Annotated in this window: 22 protein-coding genes; 15 read left to right on the top strand and 7 right to left on the bottom strand. The window is 55.0% G+C overall.

The annotated features are described in order from the left end of the window. Window positions 1-12 precede the first annotated feature (12 nt). From JK231_RS12820 to JK231_RS12790, 7 genes are all read left to right on the top strand, one after another. Complete coding sequence (locus JK231_RS12820; RefSeq protein WP_097117623.1) at window positions 13-810, top strand: DeoR/GlpR family DNA-binding transcription regulator; 798 nt, start codon at window positions 13-15, stop codon at window positions 808-810. Beyond that, window positions 749-2,032, top strand: a complete 1,284-nt coding sequence (locus tag JK231_RS12815) for a Zn-dependent hydrolase (protein WP_211728733.1) — start codon at window positions 749-751, stop codon at window positions 2,030-2,032. The genes JK231_RS12820 and JK231_RS12815 overlap by 62 nt, the downstream gene beginning before the upstream one ends. Further along, window positions 2,026-2,961 carry a phosphotransferase gene (locus JK231_RS12810; RefSeq protein ID WP_211728732.1) on the top strand — a complete coding sequence of 312 codons (936 nt, stop codon included), beginning with the start codon at window positions 2,026-2,028 and terminating at the stop codon, window positions 2,959-2,961. Before JK231_RS12815 ends, JK231_RS12810 begins: the two co-directional genes overlap by 7 nt. Continuing rightward, window positions 2,958-3,896, top strand: a complete 939-nt coding sequence (locus JK231_RS12805; protein ID WP_097117620.1) for a choline kinase family protein — start codon at window positions 2,958-2,960, stop codon at window positions 3,894-3,896. The genes JK231_RS12810 and JK231_RS12805 overlap by 4 nt, the downstream gene beginning before the upstream one ends. Window positions 3,897-4,069: 173 nt before the next feature. Further along, the gene (locus JK231_RS12800) at window positions 4,070-4,339 is read left to right on the top strand and encodes a hypothetical protein (protein ID WP_034822302.1); all 270 of its coding nucleotides are present in this window, start codon (window positions 4,070-4,072) and stop codon (window positions 4,337-4,339) included. Beyond that, window positions 4,336-5,862 (top strand): sodium:solute symporter family protein, encoded by a 1,527-nt coding sequence (locus JK231_RS12795; RefSeq protein ID WP_211728731.1) that lies wholly within the window; start codon window positions 4,336-4,338, stop codon window positions 5,860-5,862. Before JK231_RS12800 ends, JK231_RS12795 begins: the two co-directional genes overlap by 4 nt. 63 nt (window positions 5,863-5,925) lie before the next feature. Next, window positions 5,926-6,621, top strand: a complete 696-nt coding sequence (locus JK231_RS12790; protein ID WP_211728730.1) for a DJ-1/PfpI family protein — start codon at window positions 5,926-5,928, stop codon at window positions 6,619-6,621. Here JK231_RS12790 and JK231_RS12785 read toward each other — a convergent pair. The 4 genes from JK231_RS12785 to JK231_RS12770 are packed head-to-tail and all read right to left on the bottom strand — an operon-like array spanning window position 6,611 to window position 13,174. Then, window positions 6,611-8,194 (bottom strand): cyclic peptide export ABC transporter, encoded by a 1,584-nt coding sequence (locus tag JK231_RS12785; protein ID WP_211728729.1) that lies wholly within the window; start codon window positions 8,192-8,194, stop codon window positions 6,611-6,613. The two genes, JK231_RS12790 and JK231_RS12785, sit on opposite strands and share 11 nt — an antisense overlap. Before the next feature lie 8 nt (window positions 8,195-8,202). Next, on the bottom strand, window positions 8,203-10,182 hold the full coding sequence (gene fhuB, locus JK231_RS12780) for a Fe(3+)-hydroxamate ABC transporter permease FhuB (protein WP_211728728.1): 1,980 nt from the start codon (window positions 10,180-10,182) through the stop codon (window positions 8,203-8,205). Continuing rightward, on the bottom strand, window positions 10,179-11,051 hold the full coding sequence (locus JK231_RS12775; protein ID WP_211728727.1) for an ABC transporter substrate-binding protein: 873 nt from the start codon (window positions 11,049-11,051) through the stop codon (window positions 10,179-10,181). The genes fhuB and JK231_RS12775 overlap by 4 nt, the downstream gene beginning before the upstream one ends. After that, window positions 11,045-13,174 carry a TonB-dependent siderophore receptor gene (locus tag JK231_RS12770; protein WP_211728726.1) on the bottom strand — a complete coding sequence of 710 codons (2,130 nt, stop codon included), beginning with the start codon at window positions 13,172-13,174 and terminating at the stop codon, window positions 11,045-11,047. The genes JK231_RS12775 and JK231_RS12770 overlap by 7 nt, the downstream gene beginning before the upstream one ends. 159 nt (window positions 13,175-13,333) lie before the next feature. On the opposite strand from JK231_RS12770, the gene JK231_RS12765 reads away from it, so the two are divergent. Beyond that, complete coding sequence (locus JK231_RS12765) at window positions 13,334-14,116, top strand: helix-turn-helix transcriptional regulator (RefSeq protein WP_349291521.1); 783 nt, start codon at window positions 13,334-13,336, stop codon at window positions 14,114-14,116. Between the two features lie 21 nt (window positions 14,117-14,137). On the opposite strand, the gene JK231_RS12760 is transcribed toward JK231_RS12765, so the two are convergent. Then, window positions 14,138-14,869, bottom strand: a complete 732-nt coding sequence (locus tag JK231_RS12760; RefSeq protein WP_211728725.1) for an SDR family oxidoreductase — start codon at window positions 14,867-14,869, stop codon at window positions 14,138-14,140. Window positions 14,870-15,029: 160 nt separating this feature from the next. Between JK231_RS12760 and JK231_RS12755 the strand changes: the two genes are divergently transcribed. After that, window positions 15,030-15,962: an AraC family transcriptional regulator gene (locus tag JK231_RS12755; RefSeq protein WP_211728724.1), complete on the top strand. Its 933-nt coding sequence runs from the start codon at window positions 15,030-15,032 to the stop codon at window positions 15,960-15,962. A 1-nt stretch (window position 15,963) separates the two neighbouring features. On the opposite strand, the gene JK231_RS25670 is transcribed toward JK231_RS12755, so the two are convergent. Together JK231_RS25670 and JK231_RS12750 are read right to left on the bottom strand one after the other, a co-directional pair. Then, window positions 15,964-16,095, bottom strand: coding sequence for a hypothetical protein (locus tag JK231_RS25670; RefSeq protein ID WP_283094316.1), 132 nt, complete (start codon window positions 16,093-16,095; stop codon window positions 15,964-15,966). A 194-nt stretch (window positions 16,096-16,289) separates the two neighbouring features. Continuing rightward, on the bottom strand, window positions 16,290-16,994 hold the full coding sequence (locus tag JK231_RS12750; RefSeq protein ID WP_211728723.1) for an SDR family oxidoreductase: 705 nt from the start codon (window positions 16,992-16,994) through the stop codon (window positions 16,290-16,292). A 107-nt stretch (window positions 16,995-17,101) separates the two neighbouring features. On the opposite strand from JK231_RS12750, the gene JK231_RS12745 reads away from it, so the two are divergent. The 6 genes from JK231_RS12745 to JK231_RS12720 all read left to right on the top strand — a co-directional run bounded on the left by JK231_RS12745 (window position 17,102) and on the right by JK231_RS12720 (window position 22,524). Then, a complete protein-coding gene (locus tag JK231_RS12745) occupies window positions 17,102-17,989 on the top strand; it encodes a LysR substrate-binding domain-containing protein (RefSeq protein WP_211728722.1) in 888 nt (295 codons plus the stop codon). 276 nt (window positions 17,990-18,265) lie between these two features. Next, window positions 18,266-19,453: a M20 family metallopeptidase gene (locus JK231_RS12740; RefSeq protein ID WP_080748138.1), complete on the top strand. Its 1,188-nt coding sequence runs from the start codon at window positions 18,266-18,268 to the stop codon at window positions 19,451-19,453. A gap of 24 nt (window positions 19,454-19,477) precedes the next feature. Beyond that, complete coding sequence (locus JK231_RS12735; protein ID WP_034822750.1) at window positions 19,478-20,323, top strand: transporter substrate-binding domain-containing protein; 846 nt, start codon at window positions 19,478-19,480, stop codon at window positions 20,321-20,323. 12 nt (window positions 20,324-20,335) lie between these two features. Further along, window positions 20,336-21,055, top strand: coding sequence for an ABC transporter permease subunit (locus JK231_RS12730; protein WP_034822289.1), 720 nt, complete (start codon window positions 20,336-20,338; stop codon window positions 21,053-21,055). Window positions 21,056-21,064: 9 nt separating this feature from the next. Beyond that, window positions 21,065-21,751 carry an ABC transporter permease subunit gene (locus JK231_RS12725; protein ID WP_211728721.1) on the top strand — a complete coding sequence of 229 codons (687 nt, stop codon included), beginning with the start codon at window positions 21,065-21,067 and terminating at the stop codon, window positions 21,749-21,751. Continuing rightward, a complete protein-coding gene (locus JK231_RS12720; protein WP_034822286.1) occupies window positions 21,748-22,524 on the top strand; it encodes an ATP-binding cassette domain-containing protein in 777 nt (258 codons plus the stop codon). The genes JK231_RS12725 and JK231_RS12720 overlap by 4 nt, the downstream gene beginning before the upstream one ends. Window positions 22,525-22,796: the final 272 nt, after the last annotated feature.

Genomic DNA, 22,796 nt, shown 5'->3' with positions numbered 1-22,796 from the left:
CAGAAGGTAAGCATGATTAATCAGCCACGTCTGGATGAGATAAAACGGATTTTACACCACGACAAACGGGTGCGCGTCACGGAACTGGCGCAGAAATTCGTGGTGTCAGAAGAGACGATTCGCCGCGATCTTAAATATCTGGAAGAGCAGAGCGTATTACGACGCGTGCACGGCGGTGCCATTTTACCGGTGCCCAGCGAAGAGCAGCCGTTACAGATACGCAGCCGTATCAAGCCGCGTGCTAAAGCGCGTATTGGTCAGCTGGCAAGCGAATTAGTGGAAGAGGGAATGGCGCTGTTTCTGGATACCGGCACTTCAACGCTGGCACTGGCGCAGCAGTTGACCCGCTTCTCGCGTTTGAAGGTTATCACGAACTCAATGGATATCGCCGCGCTGCTCACGCAGCAAAGCGACAACGCTGTCACGCTAACACCAGGGCGCGTTCGGCGAAATGATAACGCACTCATTGGCCCCCATACGCTGGAGTTCGCGCGTCAATTCCACTACGACATTGCCTTTATGGGCATTGGTGCAGTGGATCGGGACAACGGTTTTATGGATTACGAAGAGCCTGAGGCGTTATTAAGGCGCGTGCTGAGCACGCACTGTCGCCAGAGTGTGATTCTGGCAGATGAAGGCAAATTTGGACTGCGAACCTTTGTGAACACGCTGCCGTTTAGCGCGGTTGACACCCTAGTGACCAATGCGCGACCCGCGGCAGCTTTTGTAGCGAGTCTGGAGAGTGCCCATGTCAACATCCTCCATCCCGGCAATGCCGAGGATGACACCGCAAGATTATCAGGCGTTTGATGCGCTGTTCGCCCTCAGCAGCAGCATTGGTGCAACGCCAGCAGGCGGTTTACATCGCCTGACGGCATCTGCTGCGGATAAGCAAATGCGCGATGCCTTTTGTACCTGGCTGACGCAACAGGGTTTTCACGTTCACGTGGATGAAATTGGCAACATCTTTGGCTTGATGACGCTTTGCGAAGGCGCGCCATGGGTGCTGTGCGGTTCGCACCTGGACAGCCAACCGCTGGGTGGACGTTTCGACGGTGCCTACGGCGTCACCGGCGCTGCAGTGACCATGGCAACATTGGCTCGCCAGCTGCGCGACCATTCGCAAACCGCGCAACGTAATCTGGCGGTGGTGAACTGGACCAATGAAGAGGGTGCGCGCTTTCAACCCAGCCTGACCGGCAGTTCAGTGTTCACAGGCGCACTCTCGCTGGAGCAGGCTCTGGCGTGTTGTGATGGCGAAGGTATCTCGTTGCAAACAGCTTTGCAAAATATTGGTTATCGCGGAACGGCGTTACCCGATCTGACGGTGGCGGCCTACTGCGAACTGCACGTTGAGCAGGGTCCACATCTTGAATTGCAGCAGAAACAGATAGGCGTAGTGACGGAAACCTGGGCGGCACTGAAATGGCAGGTGACGTTTCGCGGAGAGCAAAACCATACCGGCCCGGCATTGATGGATCGCCGGCGGGATGCGCTGCTGGCAGCCGCGCACACCATTGTGGCGGTACGTGCAGAGGCTGAACGCTATGGCGAAGCACTGCATACCTCGGTGGGCCGTCTGGAAACCGTGCCTAATTCGCCGAACGTAGTGACTTCTGAAGCCACGTTATTTATTGAGTTTCGTTCTGCTGATGAAGCGCTATTGCGCCAGTTGCGCGACAGCTTCGGCCAGCAGATGCAATCGATTGCGCAGAACACGGCCACCGATGTCAGTCTCGACCGTGCACAGTATCGTCCACGACAGCAGTTACATTCGGCATTGAGTGATCTGGCTTTAGCGCAGGCGGAAAAATTGGGGCTGAAAGCGATGCCGATGCGTTCAGTAGCAGGTCACGATGCGATAAGCATGAGCTATCACTGCCCGAGTGCATTGCTGTTTGTGCCCAGCGTAGACGGCCTTTCGCACAATGAACGTGAATACACCGCCACCGCCGACTTGCATCGCGGTCTCGACATGTTGATGGCGATGCTCACTGAGCTCTGCCTGAAAGGGGAGGACGCCTTATGTTGATGCGTTTACAGCAAGCGCTGGCGAGTTGGCAACCCGCGCAATCCTTTGATATTCAGCCAGGCACGGCAGGTGTGGCGTCACCGCATCGTTTAGCGACGGAATGGGCCGGATTTCGCCTGCAGTCAGCGGGGCAAGGCTATTATGCCAAGGTGCTGTTCGATGATCAGAAAGCGTTGATTGATTTCCAGCGCAGCGCCGAAATTAGCCGCCAGGCGGGCGAGTTGGGCATCGCACCGGCGCTATGCCACGCCGATCCGCGCAATGGCGTTCTGATCTTCGCGGCGCTGGATGACAGCTTCCGCTGGGCGCGACTGGATGCGTTACGCGATCCGCATCACTTTGCCAGCCTGACGCGTACGCTGGATAAATTACATCACTCAGGATTGCCGCTTCCCTTACACAGCCGCCAGCAGGATATGTTGCGGCTACGTCTTCAACTGGAAACACAGGGTGTGCAACAGCCAGATGAGCTGCAATGGATGGGGGAATGTGTCGATTTGGCGTGGGAAGCACTCAACGCCGTGTACTATACACCCGTTTTGATCCACGGCGATAACATCGCCAGCAACTGGATGGTCAACCCTCAGGGTGAATGGCGCTTGCTGGACTTTGACTATGCCGCGCGCGGGGATGCCTGGCACGATATCGCGACGCTTATCCACGAACAACTGCCTACTGACGATCGCTGGCGTGATGCGATTCGTGCGTGGCGTGGTGACAGCAGCGAGGCTGATGTAGCGCGTTGTCGCTTATATGCGCTGGTGGATGATTATCACTGGACGCTATGGGGCATGCTGAACGGTGTCACCAGCACGCGCGGTCTGGAGTTTGCCAAGCTCGGCCAGTGGATGCTGTTGCGCTGCCGTCAGAGCCTGAGCGATCCCCGTTTTGAACGTTGGTTAAACCTGACAGCGGAGCAGGCAAAATGAGCAAATCTCTGGGTGAAGCGCAAAGCTGGCAGGAACAGCGGGTGGAACAAGCCATTACGGCGATGCCGGAATGGCAGGGCAGGGCGGTGCAGTATCGTCCGGTAAGCGGCGGTATTTCCAACGCCAACTGGCACGTGGCAGTCGAGGGCGCGCCTTGTGCTTATTTCGTCAAAATTCCCGGCGAAGGCACCGAGCGCTTTATTAATCGTGACACCGCACATGAAGCGAGCCTGAAAGCCGCGCAAACCGGCTATGGCGTGCCGGTGGTGGCCTATCTGCGCGATCTTGGCGTGGAAGTGTTTGAGTTCATCGATGGCTGGCGCGCCTCGTCAAACCTCGATTTCCAGCAATCCGCGATTCGTCATCGTGCGTTGCAGGGCTTGAAAAGTTTCAACGATCAGCCGTTGCTCAGGCAGAACAAAACCGTATTCGACATGCTTAATGAGCATATTGAGCAGGTCAGTGCACTCAATGTCGCGCTCTCTGCTGATGCTGCCTGGTTGCACAAACAGGCACAGCGCGCGCAGCAGGCGTTAGAAGCGGCGGGATTAGATTTGGTGCCGTGCATGAATGACACGCTGGCGGGTAACTTCATGCTCAATGCGCAGAACGATATTCGCCTGGTCGATTTTGAATATGCATCAAATAACGATCGCTGTTATGAACTGGCGCTGTGGTTTGGCGAAATGTTTTTCACACCGAAAATAGAACAGGAATTGCTGGAGGACTATTTCGGTAAAGTGGATGCAGCATTATTCGCTCGCGTGCAAATTCATAAGTATCTGGCGGATATGAAGTGGTCAACCTGGGCCATTATTCAACATCATGTGGCCGATATTGATTTTGATTTTTCAAAATATGGTGCCTGGAAGCATTTGCGGGCGCGCAGCGTGTTAAATCATCCCGACTGGGAAAACTGGCTGCGCGCGGTGTAAGCGGAACGCGCCGGGATTAAGTCCTTGTAAGATCGTCTGTAACATTATCCGTCCGTCGTATTTTCGGACAGCGCTCTTTGCTGTCTGATGTTGAGGTTACACCAAAGGGGAAATGCTGATATTCAGCAGGTAAAGGAGTGCGCACACCGTCAATTAATATTGAGGAGGTTATTATGAGTTCGATGGTCATGGCGCAGCAATTACGCGCCCGCATAAGTATTAAAAATAAAATCTTCGCCCTATACCTGTTGGCATTATTACTGCTGGCACTTTGCCCACCGCTTTATTTAAGCGTCAGCGGAAGTAGTGCGTTATTACTGGGGATACCTCTGCCGATCGTTTATTGGCTCGCGATTGCGGTATTCCTGGGTGTGGGATTATGGGTTATGTATCTGGCGGAATGCGCGTTTGGTGAAATTCCGGATGATGAGGAAGTCGCATGAAAATCACTGCAGCAGAACCCCATTATTTAATTACCTTTGGCATGATTGGCCTGTTTCTGGCGATCATGATTGCCGTGCTGTATGCCACCAACCGTAAAAGCACCTCCTTTTCTGATTACGCCGTCGGCGGCCGATCGTATGGGCCGTGGTATATCGCCATGAGCTATACCAACTCGTGGTGGCCGGGAGCGACTTTTACCGCTTTCTTCTCACTATCGGTGAGCGGAGTGATCGGCTTCTATGGCGCGGTCTACTCAACGCTCGGCGTGACAGCCATGTATCTGATGGCGCGCCGCGCGTGGAAATGGGGCCAGCACTTCAATCTGACGACACAACCCGATCTGCTCGGCATGCGTTTCAACAGCCCGGCGGTGAAGCGAGTGGCGTCGATTATCGGCATCATCTGCGTCTTCCCGTGGGTGGTGATGGGGATACAGGCACTGGCGTTGTTGGTGGAATTTGCCAGTTTTGGCCGTTGGGGTGTCACCACCTGCCTGATTGCTGGCGTGTTGCTGATTCTGGTGCGTCAGTACTGGACCGTCAGCATGGGCATGCGTGGGTTGATCATGACGGATATGTATCAAGGCATCATCGCCTATGGGTTGGGTGCGCTGGTGTGCGTGGTGCTGTTGTTTGGTGGCGATCATGGCTTCGGCCAACTGGCAACGTTACCACCCGCAATGCTGCAGATTCCGGGCGCGGAGGGTTCGCACTATGGTCCCTGGTATATGTTCAGCCTGATTTTCACCGGTGTGATTGGGTCAATGTGCTGGCCGATGAGCTTCCAGCGCATTTATACCGCCAGCGGCATCCGTGCCGTCAAGAAAGGCACTTTGCTGACGATTCTGCTGGTGGGCGGTTTTTACGCCATCCTGATGCTGTTCGCCACGGCGGTCAGTCAGGATCCTAACGTGCAGGCCAATCCACAAAATGGCTTCTTCACGGCGCTGTTTGATCAGGGCGGTCCGTGGTTACTGGCACTGGCGCTGGTGATTGTTCTTGCTGCCAGTATTGGTCACGTTGATGGATGCGTGCAGGTATGTGGTACGCAGTTTGCCAACGATCTGGCGACCTGGAATAAACCGCGTAGCGATCGTCAACTGACGGTGCTGGCGAAGTCGGGCATGGTGGTATTTATTGTCGCTGCCGCGCTGTTGGCCTACTTCACCTTCAACTATTCCCGTTTGCAGCTGCTGGCGCAGATCTCCTATCAGGGGATTATTCAGCTGGCGGTGCCGTTGTTCTTTGGTATCTTTAGCCGCTTTGGTAACAAACAGGGTGCGCTACTGGGCATGATGACCGGGATTATTATCGCTATCGTGCTCACCGTGTTCTTCCCGGATGACATCCCGGCGCTTGGCTCGCTGACCAGCGGCATCGTTGGCCTGGCGGGTAACGTGGCGGTGTTTGTGGTGTGTGGTTTGCTGATCCCGGTTGACGACAAAGAGAAAGCCCGTGTCGAAGCTTTGTTCGCGCTGGCTGATGGCGTGAAAGCACCGATGGCAAAACCGCTGATGAATTAACCCGTTGCAATCCTTTTCGTATCAAGGCCATGATAACGCTCTGACCCCTTATCGGAGCCTATCATGGCCGCCTCTTCGCCGTTCAATATTGGTCTGCTGCTGTTCCCGCATCTCACTCAACTCGATCTCACTGGCCCGTGGGAAGTCTTTGCTCGCATGCCCGGCGTGAGTAACTTCCTTATCTGGAAAGACCGACAACCGGTGATGTCCGACCGAGGTTTAGCCATCGTACCGACGACAACGTTTTCTGAGTGTCCGCCCCTCGATCTAATCTGCATTCCTGGCGGTCCGGGACAAATTGCGCTGATGGAGGATGAAGAGACGCTGGATTTTGTGCGGCAAAAGGCCGAACAAGCCCAATGGGTGACATCGGTATGTACCGGTTCACTGGTGCTGGGGGCCGCCGGTTTGTTGCAGGGATATCGTGCCACTTCGCATTGGGGGTCATTGGATCAGCTCAGCCTGCTGGGTGCCACGCCGGTAGCCGAACGTGTGGTGCGCGATGGTAATCGGATTACCGGCGCGGGTGTTACGTCAGGTATCGATTTTGCACTCACTGTGGCAGAAGAACTGTTTGGCCGCGACGTGGCGGAAAACATTCAACTGCAGATGGAGTACGATCCCGCGCCACCGTTTCATGCAGGTTCACCACGCAGCGCCTCGCCGGAACGACTGGCGCAGGCGCAAAACCAGATGCATGACTTTATTGCTCGCCGCCGCGAGGCCACAGAAGCTGCCGCCGCCAGGCTCAAGCGCTAACTAACTGGCCCAGCTCCAGCTTCAAACAGCGATCGGCGAGGTGGAAATAGCGATCGTCATGGGTGATCACCAGAACGGTTTTCCCTCGTGCTTTCAGCGCGGGGAGCAGTTGGTGGTAAAACACCTCGCGAAACGTCGGATCCTGATCGGCTGCCCATTCATCAAACAGATAGAACGGGCGGTCTTCCAGCCAGGCCACCAGCAGCGCCAGGCGCTTACGCTGTCCGGTGGAGAGCGCCAGCGTCGAGAAAGTGCCCTCCACCAGCGTGACTTTTCGGGTTAATTGCAGGGCATCCAGCAGGGCGTGCGCTTCGTCATTCCAGCGTGTGCTGTCGATGCCTTGCAAATCCTCAAACAGATGAAAATCATTAAACACGGCAGAAAACAGCTGACGATAACCGGCGCGGTTGCTCTCATTGATGACTTCACCGTCCAGCAGCAGTTGACCACTATCCGCCTGATATAAGCCGGTAAGCAGTCGAGCCAGCGTGGTTTTACCGCTACCGTTGCCGCCCGTCAGATACACCAACTCACCGGGACGAAACTGCAATGAGAGTGGGCCGAGCTGAAATGCCTCATGCTGATAGGTGATGTCGCGCAGTGCCAGCTGATGGAAACTGAGCGGCGGTGCACCAAAGGTTGTTTGCTCAGGTGGCAGCTGCTGCTGCATGGCTTGAATGCGTTTGAGTGCAACCTGCGTGAGTGTCAGGCCGGGCAGGGCGGCGAGCGCTGTCTCAATCGGCACGATCATATAAAGAAACACCATCGCGAAACCAGACATCACCGCGCCGTGTAAATCCAGCATGTTGGCGAGTAAAAACATCACCACGCCAATAAAAGCAAAAAAGAAGACGCTGGCCCAAATGTTGGCCAGAGCATACAGCACGTAACCGCGCGTACGTTCCACGCGCACCTGCTCGATGGTATTGAAAAGTTTGTTATGCAAAAACGCCTGTTTGCGCGGGGCGTGTAAGCGCAGTTCTTTCGCGCCGCTGAACAGCGCGCTCACCTCACCAGTCAGCGTCTCTTCACGCTGACGTGACTGGCGCATCAGTTGTAAGGCGCGCCGATGCACGCCACTGTAGCCGAGTGAGCCTATCAACACTGTGATAAGCGCAATCATCATCACGGTCAGCGACAGATAACCGAGATAGCCCATGCAGCCGATAATCACCGCCAGCGACATGACAAAACCCGGCAAGGCAATAAAGAACACCACCACCTGGTCGAGGTCCTGCGTCAAAACGCTGAGGGCACGCGGCATGCCGTGCTGTTCAAGATCGGCATAACCGGCATCCGCTACCTGCTGGACCAGCTTGCGGCGCAACTCGGCTTTGCAGCGCTGACCCATTGCCATAAACAGGGACTGACTCAGGGTGCGCGTGCCCAGCATCAGCAGCGCCAGCAGGGCGAACTGCCACGCCAGTTGCCAGCGCTGTGCCTCCGTGGCGCTCAATCCCTGATTGATGAGTGCCAGCAGCGCCGCGTTGCTCAAACCACCGATCACGCTGCAGGCCAGCGCGACAAAAAACAGCACACCGGTGGTGCGCAGTAACATCAAATAAATCGACACCTCATCTCCTATGAGTTTGTGCTATCCAACGGCCGCCACAGCAGCAATGCCAGCCATGGTCCGCCCATCAGGGTTGCCATCAGGCCCGCAGGAATTTGCCGTGGATACAGCAGGTTGCTGCCGGCCCAATCAGCCAGCATCATTAAAATGGCGGCGATCACGGCGGCAAACAGCATCTGTTCCATGGGTTTACGCGCGCCCAGCTGGCGGGCCAGTTGCGGGCCAAGTAAGCCGATAAATGACAGCGGCCCAACAATTAAGGTGGCAACGCCGGTCATCGCGGCAGCCAGCAGCATCAGCAATAACCGGGATTGAGTCACGTTCAGCCCAAGCGAGGAGGGAATTCCCTGCAGTGGCAAAAGCAACATCGCTCGCCGCAGCAGGGGAGTGAGTGCCAGCAGTAACAGGGCCAGGGTGAAAGCTATCATGGCGATGGGTGTGCTGACGTAATAGGTGGATCCGGTCATCAGCTGGCGCAGCATCGCAGCGGCCATACCGTTGTTGCTGATAACAATGGCGGCAACCGACTGGAACAGTGCAGTAATGGCCAGACCGCTCAGCAACATGCGTTGTGGATTTAGGGCATAGTGGCGCGCCTGCCACAACGTTATCCCCAGTGTGATCAGCGCACCTGCCGCACTACTGGCAATCATCACCGGCATCGCTGCCATCGGCCAAAGTAACAGTTGCACCGTAATACCCAATGAGGCACCGGCACCGATGCCGAGCAACTCTGGGCTGGCCATCGGATTGCGGCTGATGCGTTGCAAAATAACGCCCGCAGCTGCCAGCAGCACGCCGGCGGCGATGGCGGCCAGTAAGCGTGGCAGACGAAATGGCAACATCACCTGAATCTCAGCAAAGGAGTTCCAGCGCCAGCCGTTGACCCCATGAGCAAAGGCAAGCGCGACAACCAGCATTACCACAAAGAGAGCAAGTACCGGCAGGCGTGTAAAGCGTCGCGCCGGGCAGGGAGCAGGTTGAGGCTCGTTCACATCGGGCTGAAAAAGATGGCGCAGGCGCGGCAAAAACCACAGTAACAGCGGCGCACCTGCCAGCGCGGTCATCATGCCGGTGGGGAGCAGCAAGCCATCAATACCATTGAGGCGACTGACCCACTGATCGGTGAGCCACAGTAAACCGGCGGCCAGCAGCGGTGACCAGAGAAGCTTCTGGCGCAGGCTTTTCGCGCCCGCCAGTGCGGCCAGGTGTGGCGCAGCAAGCGCGATAAAACCGATGACGCCCACCACACTGATCACCAGGCTGCTTATCAGCAACGCGGAACTTATCGCAATCCCTCGCACCCATCCAGCAGGCAAACCGATTGAGTGAGCAACCCGTTCATCCAGCGCCAGCAGGCGTAAAGGACGCATGATCAGCAGCACGGGAATGGCAGCGATCAGTACGCGCGGCAATAGCCATCCCAATGCGTGTGCATTCTCTTGCGCGAGAGAGCCGCTACCCCAGATAAACACGGCGGACAGCGAACGATCGTAAATGATCGACAACAGCAGATTGGCGGCACCGCAATACAGGTTCACCAGCATACCCGCGAGCGTTAACGCCAGCGGGGTAAACCCCTGACGTACACTAAGCAGAAAGACCAGCGCAAAGGCGACGATCGCTCCACTGAGCGCAATCCATTCTCGCCCCAGCAGCAGCCATGCAGGTGCCATCAAGGTGGTGAGGGAAAGCGCTAAGGTGGCGCCGGAAGCAATGCCCAGCGTCATCGGTTCGGCTAACGGATTGCGCAGCGCCTGCTGCATTACCACGCCGGTAAAGCCCAACGCCAGACCACATAAAATCGCCATACCCTGACGAGGTAACCACATCAGCGTGAAGACCTGTTGTGCCAGCGTGGGCATTGCGGTGTGGTGCAGCGCTTGCCAGGCATCGTGCCACGGCAATTGGTGCGCCAGCTGCTCAAGACATAGCATCAGCGCAACTGCAAACAGTAAAAGCGTCAGTGAGGCGGGATGGCGATTCATGGATTTGCCTCGTTTAACGCCTTGACCAGCGCTTCGGCGAAACGCACGGCGGTGAGCACGCCTCCTTCCGTTGAAAGTCCATCCGGTAACTCCAGCAACCGATGCCCATCCGATCGCGTCAGGGTATGCCACAACGGAGATTCAAATACGGGGTTGAGATCAATTTCCGGCCAGGAAGGCAGCAGCGCCAGCCAGCCGGGCGGCAACTGCGTGAGTTGCTCCAGTTCCAGCGTGGCATAGCCCTGAGCGCCCACCGCAAACGGCGTGTGGTGGGGCAGGTCAAGTAAACCCAGCACGTCAGTAAACAGACTTCCCGCGCCCAAAGCCAGCACATGCAGGGTATCCAGTGGATGCAGTAAATAGATGGGTTTGTCTTTGAAGTGAACGGCTTGCTGTCGCGCTTTTTCCAGGCGTTGCAGCAAACCTGCCATGACTTGGTCAGCGCGTGTGCGGAGACCGGCCAGCTGTGCCAGCGCATGCAGATTCTGCTGCGCCTGTTGCCACGGATGGGGGCCACTTGTCGAAAAGTAGGATAACGGGGCAATGCGGGATAGTTGTGCTTCAGCCATACGGTGTGCTGGCGTGACTAGCAATGTGTCAGGTCGCAATTCAAACAAGGTTTCGTAATTGGGTTGAAATAACAAACCCACGTCGGCGACCTGCTCGGGAAGCGGAGGCTGGCTAAACAGGCGGCGATACCAGTCGGGGGCGGCAATGCCAACCGGCGTGATGCCCAACAGCAGAGCCATTTCGGTGATCCCCCAATCGAGGATCACCCAGCGCGGCGTCGTTTTTGCCTGCAGCGGAAACGAAAAAAGGGCCGCGCCTGCCAGCGCGCCCTTAATCAGTGTTCGACGTCGGATTACCACTGATAACTCACCGTGGCGATCAATTGACGGCGTAAGCCAAAGTGACAACCCAGATCGTTACAGTTGCTGAGGTACTGTTTATCGGTCAGGTTTTGCAGATTCAGACCAAGCTGCCAATCCTGCCAGCGATAGCGCATCATCGCGTCGTAGATCATCGCAGCCGGCACTTTCAGGCTGTTGTCGCTGGTGGCATAGCTGGTGCCCACGTATCGACCGCCGCCGCCAATCGTCAGGCCATCCAATACACCCGGCAGAGCATATTCGGTCCAGAGCGCAGCAGTCTGGCGGGCAATCGATACCGGTTGCTTACCTTGCGTATCATCATTGGCTGACAACACTTTCGGGTTGGTCAGTGCATAAGAGGCATTCACCAGCCAGCGAGATGTGATATTGGCTTTCGCTTCCAGTTCTAATCCCTGTGAACGAATTTCGCCGGTCTGTACCGAGTAGTTGGCGTGATCCGGATCGGCGGTCAACACGTTGGCTTGGCGCAGGTCATACAGGGCCGCACTGAACAGCGCATTAAAGCCGTTTGGCTGATACTTAATCCCGACTTCCGACTGTTTGCCTTTGGTCGGTTTAAACGGATCGCCGCCAAACGAGGTACCCGCCTGCGGCTGGAACGACGTACCGTAGCTGATGTAAGGCGCAATGCCGTTATTAAAGTGATACAGCAAACCGGCACGGCCGGTGGTGGCGTAATCATTCAGCTCAGTGCGCGTGCCACTGACCCAGTTCTGGCTTCGCGTTTGCGCTTTGTCATAACGGCCACCCAGATTTAGCACCCAGTTGTTCCACTTCATGCTGTCCTGCAGATAGATACCTTGCTGGGTCATGAAAGAGCGACTGTGATAATCGATCGATGGCGATTCTACTGGGGTACTGTAGTCCGGATTGAGATAGCTGATATCTGACGCGCTGCCGTAACCGCTGTTCTGCCGCAAATCGTCATGCACAAAATCGACACCCAACGTCAGCGCGTGATTGATGGCGCCGGTATCGAGATTGCCTTGCAGGTTGGTATCCACATCAAAGGCGTTAAATGACTCGATCACCCGCATGCTGTCGCGACTCACCGTGGCTGATCCATCGGTGATGGTCGCGGTGGGATAGACCATCTGATAATCGCTGCTGGTATGCAGATAGCGCAGGTTTTGATGTACGCTCCAGACGTCATCGAACTTGTGCATGAAGTCATAGCCGATGCTGGCCTGCTCACGACGGTAATAGTCGAAGCCGGGCTGACCGCCGTAGAATTTGTCAGAGAAATTGCCCTGCGCAAGTTTTACAAGGCTGCCTTCCAGTGGCAGCTGATTGTAAAAACCGGTGTAAGGATCTTTGCGGAATTGGCCAAGTAACGTCAGGCGCGTGTCGTCATTCGGCTGCCAGGTCAACGCTGGCGCGATATCGTAATGCTTGTATTTGGTGTAATCGACTTGCGTGTCATTACGCGTCCAGGTCCCGGTGATGCGGCCCAGCCAGTGTTCATCGTTATCCAGTGCGCCAGAGAGATCGAGTCCCGTTTCGAACAGATTATGACTGCCGGTGCTGACAAAAATCTGGTGAATGGGCTCCGCGGTCGGGCGCTTACTCATCAGATTAATCACGCCGCCGGGACTCGCCTGGCCGAATGTCACTGAACTCGGGCCTTTGACCACCTCAACGCGATCCAGCAGGAAAGTGTCGTAATTCGGACGCGACCAGTAAGTCACCGTTGGCAGGCGTAAGCCATCCAGGTATTCATCGGCGGCAAAACCACGGATATAGATGTCGTCAAAACGATAATCAGCACCGCCGCCTTCGGCACCAATTCCCGCGTTGTAACGCAGTGCTTGTGGCACATTCAATGCCGCCTGCGAAGCCATTTGCGCCTGGGTGATCACCGAGATGCTTTGTGGCGTTTCGATAATCGGCCGCGTGCTTTTTGTGACAGAATCTGCTTTCTTCGCCACCTGATTCCAGCTGTCGGCATCTGCGCTATCGCTATCGACACTGTTGGCTGTCACGGTGAGTGTGGCGTTCGAATTGTTATAATTATCAGCAGCCCAACCTGATGTGCTGCTGATCAGCATCAGCAGCAATACGCTCAGTGGCTTGCGCTTAAAGGTGCAATGACCCGGCATTTATTTTCCCCGATATGTTCCAATGGCCCCAAATAGTGATACAAATGATAATCATTACTATCTTATTTGATAGCGTCCTGCTGGCGGGTTTGCACCTTCTCAATTGCAAATAACGCAGAGCAGACATCAATCGGCAATTTAACGGGATTGGGTGAAAGGGTGTTGCAGAAACCACTTGCGGCGGAAATGACGCCAGCACTGCCATTACTCGCCACGCGCGAAATGCATTATCAGGCTGGTCGTGAAGAGCGCTGGCACGCGCATGAAGTGGCGCAACTGGTGCTCTGTTTGCAGGGTGTGATGCGCGTGCAGACGCAAACCGCTTCCTGGACATTGACACCCGGTCGTGCGCTTTGGCTGCCAGGCAGTGTACCGCACGCGTTGACCGCGCTGAGCGATATCCGCAGTGCGAGTTTGTATCTCGATCCCAAACTGGCGCGGGCGTTTTGGCCGCAGGCGCGTAGCATGTTGATCTCGCCGCTATTACAGGTGTTGATGCAAACGCTGGTGGAGATCGAGTTGCAACCGCAGCCCGACCTCGCGCGTGTAGATCTGATTTCACCGCTGTTACTGGATGAGATCCGCCGTGCTTCGAACGGTCCGGTGTGTAATCTGCCGTTGCCCAGCGACCGCCGTTTACTCAACATTTGCCAGCAGCTACTGGCGACCCCGGCCAGCGGCGATACGCTGGAAGAGTGGGGCCAGCGCGTCGGCGCCAGTTCGCGCACGCTGGCCCGCTTGTTCCGCGAGCAAACCGGTATCACCTTTACTCAATGGCGCCAGCAGTTACGTCTCTCAGAGGCACTGGTGCAATTGGCGCAAGGGCAGACGGTTTTGCGCACCGCCAACCAACTTGGCTACCAAAGCCCCAGCGCCTTTATCTCGATGTTCCGCCGTTTGATGGGTGAAACACCACAGCGATTTCTGCGAATTTCAGCCTGAAATCGCCAGGGATATTTTACCTCAATGCCCACTGGCAGTAGGGCGCACGGTGATTTCGTTAACGTCGACTTCGCCAGGCTGATCGATGGCCCAGCTTACCGCCCTGGCGATAGCCTCGGGCTTGAGTGCAATCTGTCGATAGCTTTTCATCGCCTCGCGCGCCATGCTATCGCTGATGCTGTCTGCCAGTTCAGATTCCACCACGCCGGGATTGATTACCGTGACGCGCAGCTCACGCGATTCCTGGCGCAAACCATCGGAAATGGCGCGAACCGCATATTTGGTGGCGCAGTAAACGGCGGCGGTGGGGGAAACCGTTAACGCTCCTACAGAAGCGATATTAATAATATGCCCCATGCGCTGTGCCTGCATGGTGGGCAGCACCGCAGCGATCCCGTACAACACGCCGCGAACGTTGACGTCCAGCATCAAATCCCACTCCTCAACTTTCATTGAACTCATCGGCGAGAGTGGCATAACGCCAGCGTTGTTGATCATCACATCAATGCGTCCGTATTTCTCCAGTGCGAAATCCGCCAGCTTTTGCGTATCACTGCGCTGTGTGACATCTGTTGCGAGATAATCCACGCTGGCACCTTCACGGTGTAATTCATCGCACAAGCTTGCCAGTCGATCGGTACGGCGCGCACCCAGCACCAGTTTATGCCCTTGCTCGGCCAGATGACGGGCAATGCCTTCACCGATCCCGCTGCTGGCACCGGTTAACAAAATAACTTTTTGGTTGAAGTTCATGGTGAGTTCCTCGTGTAATTGACGAGGCTATTGTTGAAAAAGTCAGCCGGGCGCAACAGACCGGATTGTGGCGAATATTTGCCTGATTCTCTCGCCGCCATTGTGCATCACTGAATGAAATGGATATGCTTTGCCTGAACCTCTCTCTGGAACGCTATCTATGTCGAACACGGTAATACAGCAAACCTGCCACCTGTTACGTCAGTTGGCACGTCAGGAAGGCTATACCGAATCCTTACTGGAGAGCGTGCGCTTTATGCGTGCGGACCAACAGTGGGCGCGCACGCCGGTGCTGTATGAGCCCAGCATCATCATTATTTGCCAGGGATCGAAACGCGCCTTTCTCGCCGATAAAATGTATCGCTATGACGCACGGCATTATCTGGTGCTGTCAGTGCCGTTGCCCTTTTCCGCCGAAACTGAAGCAACTTCTGAAGAGCCACTGCTAGGTATAGCAATCCGTCTGGATGCTACGATGGTCGCGCGGTTAGTGGCACAACTTGCCGAAGCTGAGACGGCGGTCACGGTACCACCAGCAGGGATTATCTCTACGCCGATTAATGATGTGCTGGCAGAAAGCACGTTGCGATTACTGGAGGCGCTCAGTGATCCTCTGGAGGCTAAAGTGCTGGGACCCGCGCGCGTAGAGGAGATATGCTTTCGTATATTAATGGGCGAACAAGGCGGGGCGGTGCGCGCGGCGCTGACCTATCAGGGCCATTTTGGCCGTATAGCCCGTGCACTGCAGCGTATCCATGCTGACTGGCAGCAGCCATTGGATGTACCTCACCTGGCGAACGAAGCGGGGATGAGCGTGCCGCGTTTCCATCTGCATTTTAAAACGGTGACGCAAACGTCCCCGATTCAATATCTTAAATCGCTGCGTTTGCATCAGGCTCGTTTGATGATGATTCGCGATAATTTGACCGCCGCCGGTGCGGCAGCGCGAGTGGGATATGAAAGTGATTCCCAGTTTAATCGCGAGTTTAAACGCCTGTTTGGTCGCAGCCCGGCAGAAGAAGCGAGGGTGATGAAAAGGGCATTTGAACTGCTGCCCCCTGAGCAATTAACCGGGAGACTACAGGCACATTAATTTAACGAATGCCCATCACGGCAATCACCGCCACAATCCAAAACATCGCACAGCCTGCCAGCATCCATTGCCAGATCTGATGGCGTTCAGGATTGAAAAGCACATGGATGCGTGCACGTAAAATCGTTTGCATAGAAACCTCGTGTCAGAATGTTTAATCGTATATGGAGTGGCTGCGTTCAGAAAGGTCTGGCAACGGATAGGAATATTCTGACTATTTCTTACACAACGATCGATGAGGCCAGTCTTGTTTGTGCGAGGGACGAAAGTGGGACAGGGGCCTCCAGCCGCGAAGATTGGGACATCACGCGGCTGGAGACAACGGTTTTACACGCTGTGGGTGACGCCTCCATCAACACGAATGTTCTGAGCGGTGATGTAGGCCGCGCCGGGTGAGGCGAGGAACGCGATGGTGGCGGCGACTTCTTCTGCCGTGCCATAGCGTTTAAGTGGCACACTCTCACGACGCTCATCACTTTTCGGCAGACTGTCGATCCAGCCCGGTAACACATTGTTGATGCGAATGTTTTCCGCTGCGTAAGCGTCAGCGAAAATTTTGGTGAATGAGGCGAGTCCGGCGCGGAAAACCGCTGAGGTTGGGAACATGTCTGTGGGTTCGAACGTCCAGGCCGAAGAGATATTGATAATGCTGCCGCCGCCCTGTTTCTGCATGATAGGCGTCACCAGACGTGCTGCGCGCACCACGTTCAGGAAATAAGTCTCCATGCCGCGCTGCCAGTCATCATCACTCAGTTCCAGTATCGGCGCACGCGGCCCATGTCCGGCGCTATTGACCAGCACATCAATGCGACCCCACCGCGCCATCGTCGCCTCAACCAGTTTTTGTAAGTCATCCACTGACTGGTTGGATCCGGTGATACCTAATCCGCCTAAACGTTCAGCCAGCGCTTCCCCTTTGCCAGAAGAGGAAAGGATCGCAACCTTACAGCCATCCGCTGCCAGTTTTTCTGCTGCTGCGGCACCCATGCCGCTACCGCCTGCCACAATCACTGCGACTTTTTCTACTGTCATAATTCGTATCCTTTTTAAGATTAGAAGTCGATTTATTGCAGTATAGGGGCTAAATTCGGTTGCAGAGAGTCAGTCTGATTCGCAATTGACGATAGGAAAACTACAGGATGGGTCAGGGGTTTCCCACGCTACCGCCGCTTAATGCGTTGAAAGTATTCGAAGCGGTGACACGTCATCTCAATTTTCGCCTCGCTGCTGAAGAGCTTGGCGTCACTCAGGGCGCGGTGGCACAGCAAATTCGTGGGCTGGAGAGCAGCCTGGGGCTGAAACTGTTCGAACGGCTGCCACGGACTTTGGCGTTAACCGCAGCGGGTGCAGGTTATGCGGTGAGTGTCCGTCAGGCGTTTGAGTTGATCGATGAGGCCACACGTGCTTTGCGACCCGAACCGGATCATCTGACCTTGAGTGTCACGCCGACTTTTGCCAGCCGCTGGATGCTGCCTCGCTTACCGGCCTTTACCACCGCGTGGCCGGATATTGACCTTCGTGTACTGGCCTCAGAAAGATTGGTGCAGTTTCATCACGAAGGGGTTGATCTGGCGGTGCGTTATGGTCGTCCTCCGTTTGGGGCAGGGCTGGATGCCACGCTGCTGTTCAGTCAAAGCGTATTGGCAGTGGTGAGTCCGGATTTATTGGCTAGGTTGGGCGATCCGCAGGTTCGGGATAGCTTTGAGCGCTATGCTTTGCTGCATGACGGGCACCATCTTTGGCCAGTGTTTCTCTCTTATCTTTTCCCGCACAACAGGCTACACCATCAGCATCATTTGCGTTTTAACCAGACTGCACTGGCCTTAGAGGCGGCGGTCAGCGGGCAGGGCATTGCCCTTACCAGTCCGCACTTTGTCGAAAACGATCTTGCTCGCGGTCGTCTGGTGCCCGCGTTTCCTCAGCAAATGAACGTTGACGCGGGCTGGTATCTGGTCTCTCCCCATCGTCCACGTGAACACACGAGCGTACAGGCCGTGCGTGCGTGGTTGCTTGAGCAAATAAAATAGCTGTATGTGGCCGAAAAATTGCTCCGTTTTTGTTCAATCACAAAATCAGTAATTCTGATGATCTCATGTGGATTATGAATGTTATAACTGACTGAAGATGCAAATCCGGGCTTTTATCCTGCAAACGCAGTGGATTAGCAAAATATCACGATATTTCAGCAAGTAACCATTAGCAATGCGCGTTGCAATCCTGCTATGGCTGTGAATAAATACAAGGTCAATCATCATAAAAATGCCATAAAGGCCAGGCATCAGCCTGAAAAGATCAATGCAATTATGACCGACCTTAAAGATGTTTTAGCCAGGGACATCAGCGCCAAAAGCGAAAGCATGGAAGCGCACCTGATTGCCATCCGCCGTGATATTCACGCGCATCCCGAACTGGGGTTCGACACGATTCGTACTGCGCATATCGTCGAGCATGAACTGCTGCGCCTGGGGCTTTCGCCACAAACAGGCGTCGGAAAAACCGGCGTGGTGGTGGATATTGTGGGCGAACAGCCCGGCAAAACCATCCTCATCCGCGCCGATATGGACGCGCTGCCGATTCAGGAACAGACCGGTTTACCGTTTAGCAGCACCTACCCCGGTAAAATGCATGCCTGCGGCCACGATATCCACACGGCGACGCTGCTGGGTGTGGCGGCGATTGTTGCGCAATACCGCAGCCAGTTAAAAGGCACGGCGCGGCTGATTTTCCAGCCAGCCGAAGAGACGCCTGAGAGTGGCGCCGAGGCGATGATTGCTGATGGCGTGGCTGAGGGTGTGGATCTGGCGATCACTCTGCATAATAAGCCCGAGCTGGCGGCAGGTGAAATTGCGCTGACGCGCGGTGCCAGTACGGCTTCCAGCGACGAATTTGATGTCGTCGTCCACGGCAAATCCACTCATGCTGCGCGCCCACATATGGGAACCGACCCGATTATTGCGGCGGCGAACCTCATCAGCCAACTGCAAACCATCATTTCACGTGAACTCGATCCGGCGCATTCTGCGGTGTTAACCATTGGCCATATTCATGGTGGCTCGACGCACAACATCATTTCCGATAGCTGCCTGATTCAGGGCACTGTGCGGGCGAAATCACCTGAGTCACGCGCGCACATTGAGCACGCTTTTAAGCGTATCTGTGCCGGTGTGGCGCTTTCGCTGAATACACGCATTGATGTCAACTATCAGCGCGGCGTGCCCCCGTTAATGAATGATGATGCGCTGATCGATGTGCTCGAACCCATTTTGTCGCACCAGTTTGGTAAGCCGATTGTGGCGAAACCAAGTGCCAGTTTTGGCGCGGAGGACTTCTCCCTGTTTACCGAGCGGGCGCCAGGTTGCCAGATTCATATTGGATCCGGTGCGCCGGGACGCGACGATCATCTGCATAATTCGGATTATCAACCCGACGAACGCAGCATTCATGCAGGCACTCAGGCATTAGCCCGTTTAGCCATCGATTTACTCTCCTAAAATAATGAACTCAGAGGTTTTATGATGATGCGTAAAGGGCTGTTTACCGCTTCCGCTGGCCTGTTGCTGCTGGCAACTTCTGCACTGGTGCAGGCAAAAGATTTTGGCACACTGAAATTCGCAACCGAAGCGGCTTATCCTCCGTTCAACCAGTCTACGCCGAGCGGCAAGATTGTTGGCTATGAGCCCGATATGGTGGCGGAACTGGCGAAACGTGCCGGTTTTAAATATGAAATCGTGGCGCAGAAATGGTCCGGCATGATCCCGGGCCTGGTCGATGGCAAATATGATGCTGTCATTGATGCGGTTACCGTGACACCTAAACGTGAAGAAGTGGTGGATTTCACCCATCAGTACACCGTGAGCGTGTCTGGTTTTGTGACCCTGAAAGGTAGCGCTGTAGATACTTTGCCGGGTAACGGTGAAGTCGTTCAGGCGGGTGATGAGGCGGGCATGACGAAAGCCATCGATGCGCTGAAAGCGAAATTCAAAGGTAAAACCATCGCGGTGCAGGTCGCGACTATTCAGGCTGATTTCCTCAACAAATATCTGGCTGACGTTGCCACCATCCGCACTTATCAGGCTGGTCCGGAAACCTTTGCTGATCTGCTGAACGGCCGCGTTGATGCAGTGATGGCGTCACGTACCAACCTGAATGCCTATGTGAAAAAACACACCGATACCGTGAACAGCACCGGTTACGGCTTCTCCGGCGGCGTGTTAGGGCAGGGTTCAGCGATTGCCATTCAGAAGAACAACCCGGAGCTCAAAGCGGCGCTGGATACGGCTTTAGTTTCAATGATCAAAGATGGCACGCTGAAACAGCTATCAGAAAAATGGTTCGGCGAGAACGTCGCGCCTGCGGAGTAATGCTGAGCGCTTATGACTATTGACTGGCAATTGTTAGGTTTTGGTGACGAAGGCTGGGGCGGCGTGTTGCTTGACGCCGCCACGGTGACCGTCACCGTTTCTTTGTGTGCATGGCTGCTGGGCGCAGTGCTTGGCAGCCTACTCTGTTGGATGCAAATTGGTGGTGCGCGTTGGCAACAGCGTCTCGCCAATGGCTACATCACGCTGTTTCGTGGCGTACCCGAACTGCTGGTGATCTACCTGTTTTACTTCGGCGGACGCCAGGTGGTTTCCTTCGTTGGGGAAGCGTTGGGCATGCAGGGGCCGTTTGATGTTAACGGTTTTGTCGCCGGGGCTATCGCCATCGGATTGATCTCTGGTGCTTACCAGAGTGGTGTGTTTCGTGGCGCATTTTACGCCATCCCGAAAGGCACGCTGGAAGCGGCTACGGTGACAGGTATGGGACGACTGATGTTGTTTCGCCGCATGATTGTGCCGCAGGCGTTGCGCACGGCTCTTCCGGGAATGGGCAATCAGTGGCAGTCGGTGATTAAAGAATCGGCTTTGGTTTCCGTGACGGGCTTGGTGGAAACCATGAACCAGATTTCCACCGCATCCAACTCCACGCAAATGCCATTTTTCTTTTACAGCGTCGGCGCGGTGATCTACCTGATCATCACCACCTGTTCCGATTTTGTTTTCCGCTATGTGGAAAAAGTGGCCATGCGCGGGCAACAACGCGCGCGGTTGTAAGGAGCCACGATGGATTTCACGTTCTTACAGCATACGCTTACCGCGTTGCTACGCGGTTTACCACTGACCCTTAATCTGGCCGTTTTATCACTGCTGGGTGGGGGGATTTTAGCGTTATTGCTCAACCTGTTGCGCCAGAATCGCTATGGTAGCGTCTTTGCCCGCTTTTACGTTTGGCTGTTCCGCGGCACACCCTTGTTAATCCAGATTTTTATGATCTATTACGGATTGGGGAGTTTACCGGCAGTGCGCGAGAGTGTGCTGTGGCCGCTGTTGCGCGATCCCTACTGGTGCGGGTTGATTGCGCTGGTGCTCAACGATGCGGCTTACACCTCGGAGATTCTTCGTGGTGGTCTTAATGCCGTTAGCGTGCAGTCGCTTGAGGCAGCCAAAGTCAGCGGTATGTCGCGCTTCACGACGTTGCGCCGCATCACCTTGCCGCTCGCCGTGCGTCAGGCGTTGCCTGCTTACAGCAATGAAATTATCTCGATGATCAAATCCACTTCACTGGTCAGCACTATCAGCCTGATGGAAATGACCGGTATCGCGGACTCGATTGTGTCAGAGACATTCCGCGCGCTGGAGGTGTTTATCAGTGCGGCGATCATTTATCTGCTGCTGACTGTGCTGGTCAGTAAAGCGGTGGCGCTGCTGGAGCGCCGTTTGTCACCTTATCATGTTGGAGCACGTCAATGAGTAAACCCACTATCGCCCTGAGTCATCTCAGAAAAAGTTATAGCGGGCATGAGGTGCTTCATGACATCAGCCTGACGGCGCAGGATGGCGACGTGATATCACTGATTGGCGCCAGTGGTTCCGGAAAAAGTACGCTATTACGCTGTATTCCGTTTCTTGAAGTGCCGCAAGGCGGGGAAATCGCGGTCGGGGATGAGGTGGTCACCATTGACAATCCCCACGAGAAACTCAGCCGTGAGCAGCAGCGTCGTATCAAACTGATGCGCATGCAATTGGGTTTTGTCTTCCAGAGTTTCAATCTGTGGCCGCACAAAACGGTGCTGCAGAACATTATTGAAGCGCCGGTACATGTGCAGAAACGCAGTCAAAAAGAGGTGATTGAAGAAGCCGAAGCTCTGTTGCATAAAGTCGGGCTGTATGAAAAGCGCAACGCGTGGCCATCGCAGCTGTCAGGTGGGCAGCAGCAGCGTGTGGCGATAGCGCGTGCGTTGGCACAGCAGCCCAAAGCGCTTCTTTTCGATGAGCCCACCTCCGCTCTCGACCCTGAACTGGTGGGCGAAGTGTTACGGGTGATCCGCAGCCTGGCTGAAGAGGGACGCACGATGATCATCGTCACCCACGAAATGGGCTTCGCGCGTGATGTCTCCAACAAAGCGGTGTTTCTGCATCAGGGCAAAATCGAAGAGTCGGGGCCGCCACAGCAAGTGTTTAGCGATCCGCTCTCTGATCGCTGCCGGGCTTTTGTCAGTAGTCACTTGCAGCGTAATAGTTAACCTCCTTTCAAACCCGCTTCGGCGGGTTTTTTCATATCCAAACCCGCCAATAAGTAATTTTTTTGGTTAACAATCACACTCTGAAATACATTAATTTTTAGGATATTTCTTGCGATTTATCTTAACGATTTCAGTTAATAAAACAGTGTATACACCATAAATTTTCAGACCCTTCCTTGGCCTTAACCACGCTCAACTTCAACGACTTACAATAAAAAGCAAGAAATTTCCTATATAAATCAGATCACAAAGATCATCTTACCCTGTTGCTA

It is taken from the genome of Pantoea sp. JGM49 (assembly GCF_018257655.1).
GTDB classification, from domain to species: Bacteria; Pseudomonadota; Gammaproteobacteria; order Enterobacterales; family Enterobacteriaceae; genus Pantoea; species Pantoea communis.
Note: the sequence above shows the minus strand (reverse complement) of the source record. Positions and strands in the feature narration are given on the sequence as shown.

Coding starts and splice junctions, on each gene's coding strand:
- JK231_RS12820 (WP_097117623.1), top strand. CDS start 13: ATGATTAATCAGCCACGTCTGGATGAGATAAAACGGATTTTACACCAC.
- JK231_RS12815 (WP_211728733.1), top strand. CDS start 749: ATGTCAACATCCTCCATCCCGGCAATGCCGAGGATGACACCGCAAGAT.
- JK231_RS12810 (WP_211728732.1), top strand. CDS start 2,026: ATGTTGATGCGTTTACAGCAAGCGCTGGCGAGTTGGCAACCCGCGCAA.
- JK231_RS12805 (WP_097117620.1), top strand. CDS start 2,958: ATGAGCAAATCTCTGGGTGAAGCGCAAAGCTGGCAGGAACAGCGGGTG.
- JK231_RS12800 (WP_034822302.1), top strand. CDS start 4,070: ATGAGTTCGATGGTCATGGCGCAGCAATTACGCGCCCGCATAAGTATT.
- JK231_RS12795 (WP_211728731.1), top strand. CDS start 4,336: ATGAAAATCACTGCAGCAGAACCCCATTATTTAATTACCTTTGGCATG.
- JK231_RS12790 (WP_211728730.1), top strand. CDS start 5,926: ATGGCCGCCTCTTCGCCGTTCAATATTGGTCTGCTGCTGTTCCCGCAT.
- fhuB (WP_211728728.1), bottom strand. CDS start 10,182: ATGAATCGCCATCCCGCCTCACTGACGCTTTTACTGTTTGCAGTTGCG.
- JK231_RS12770 (WP_211728726.1), bottom strand. CDS start 13,174: ATGCCGGGTCATTGCACCTTTAAGCGCAAGCCACTGAGCGTATTGCTG.
- JK231_RS12760 (WP_211728725.1), bottom strand. CDS start 14,869: ATGAACTTCAACCAAAAAGTTATTTTGTTAACCGGTGCCAGCAGCGGG.
- JK231_RS12755 (WP_211728724.1), top strand. CDS start 15,030: ATGTCGAACACGGTAATACAGCAAACCTGCCACCTGTTACGTCAGTTG.
- JK231_RS25670 (WP_283094316.1), bottom strand. CDS start 16,095: ATGCAAACGATTTTACGTGCACGCATCCATGTGCTTTTCAATCCTGAA.
- JK231_RS12750 (WP_211728723.1), bottom strand. CDS start 16,994: ATGACAGTAGAAAAAGTCGCAGTGATTGTGGCAGGCGGTAGCGGCATG.
- JK231_RS12745 (WP_211728722.1), top strand. CDS start 17,102: ATGGGTCAGGGGTTTCCCACGCTACCGCCGCTTAATGCGTTGAAAGTA.
- JK231_RS12740 (WP_080748138.1), top strand. CDS start 18,266: ATGACCGACCTTAAAGATGTTTTAGCCAGGGACATCAGCGCCAAAAGC.
- JK231_RS12735 (WP_034822750.1), top strand. CDS start 19,478: ATGATGCGTAAAGGGCTGTTTACCGCTTCCGCTGGCCTGTTGCTGCTG.
- JK231_RS12730 (WP_034822289.1), top strand. CDS start 20,336: ATGACTATTGACTGGCAATTGTTAGGTTTTGGTGACGAAGGCTGGGGC.
- JK231_RS12725 (WP_211728721.1), top strand. CDS start 21,065: ATGGATTTCACGTTCTTACAGCATACGCTTACCGCGTTGCTACGCGGT.
- JK231_RS12720 (WP_034822286.1), top strand. CDS start 21,748: ATGAGTAAACCCACTATCGCCCTGAGTCATCTCAGAAAAAGTTATAGC.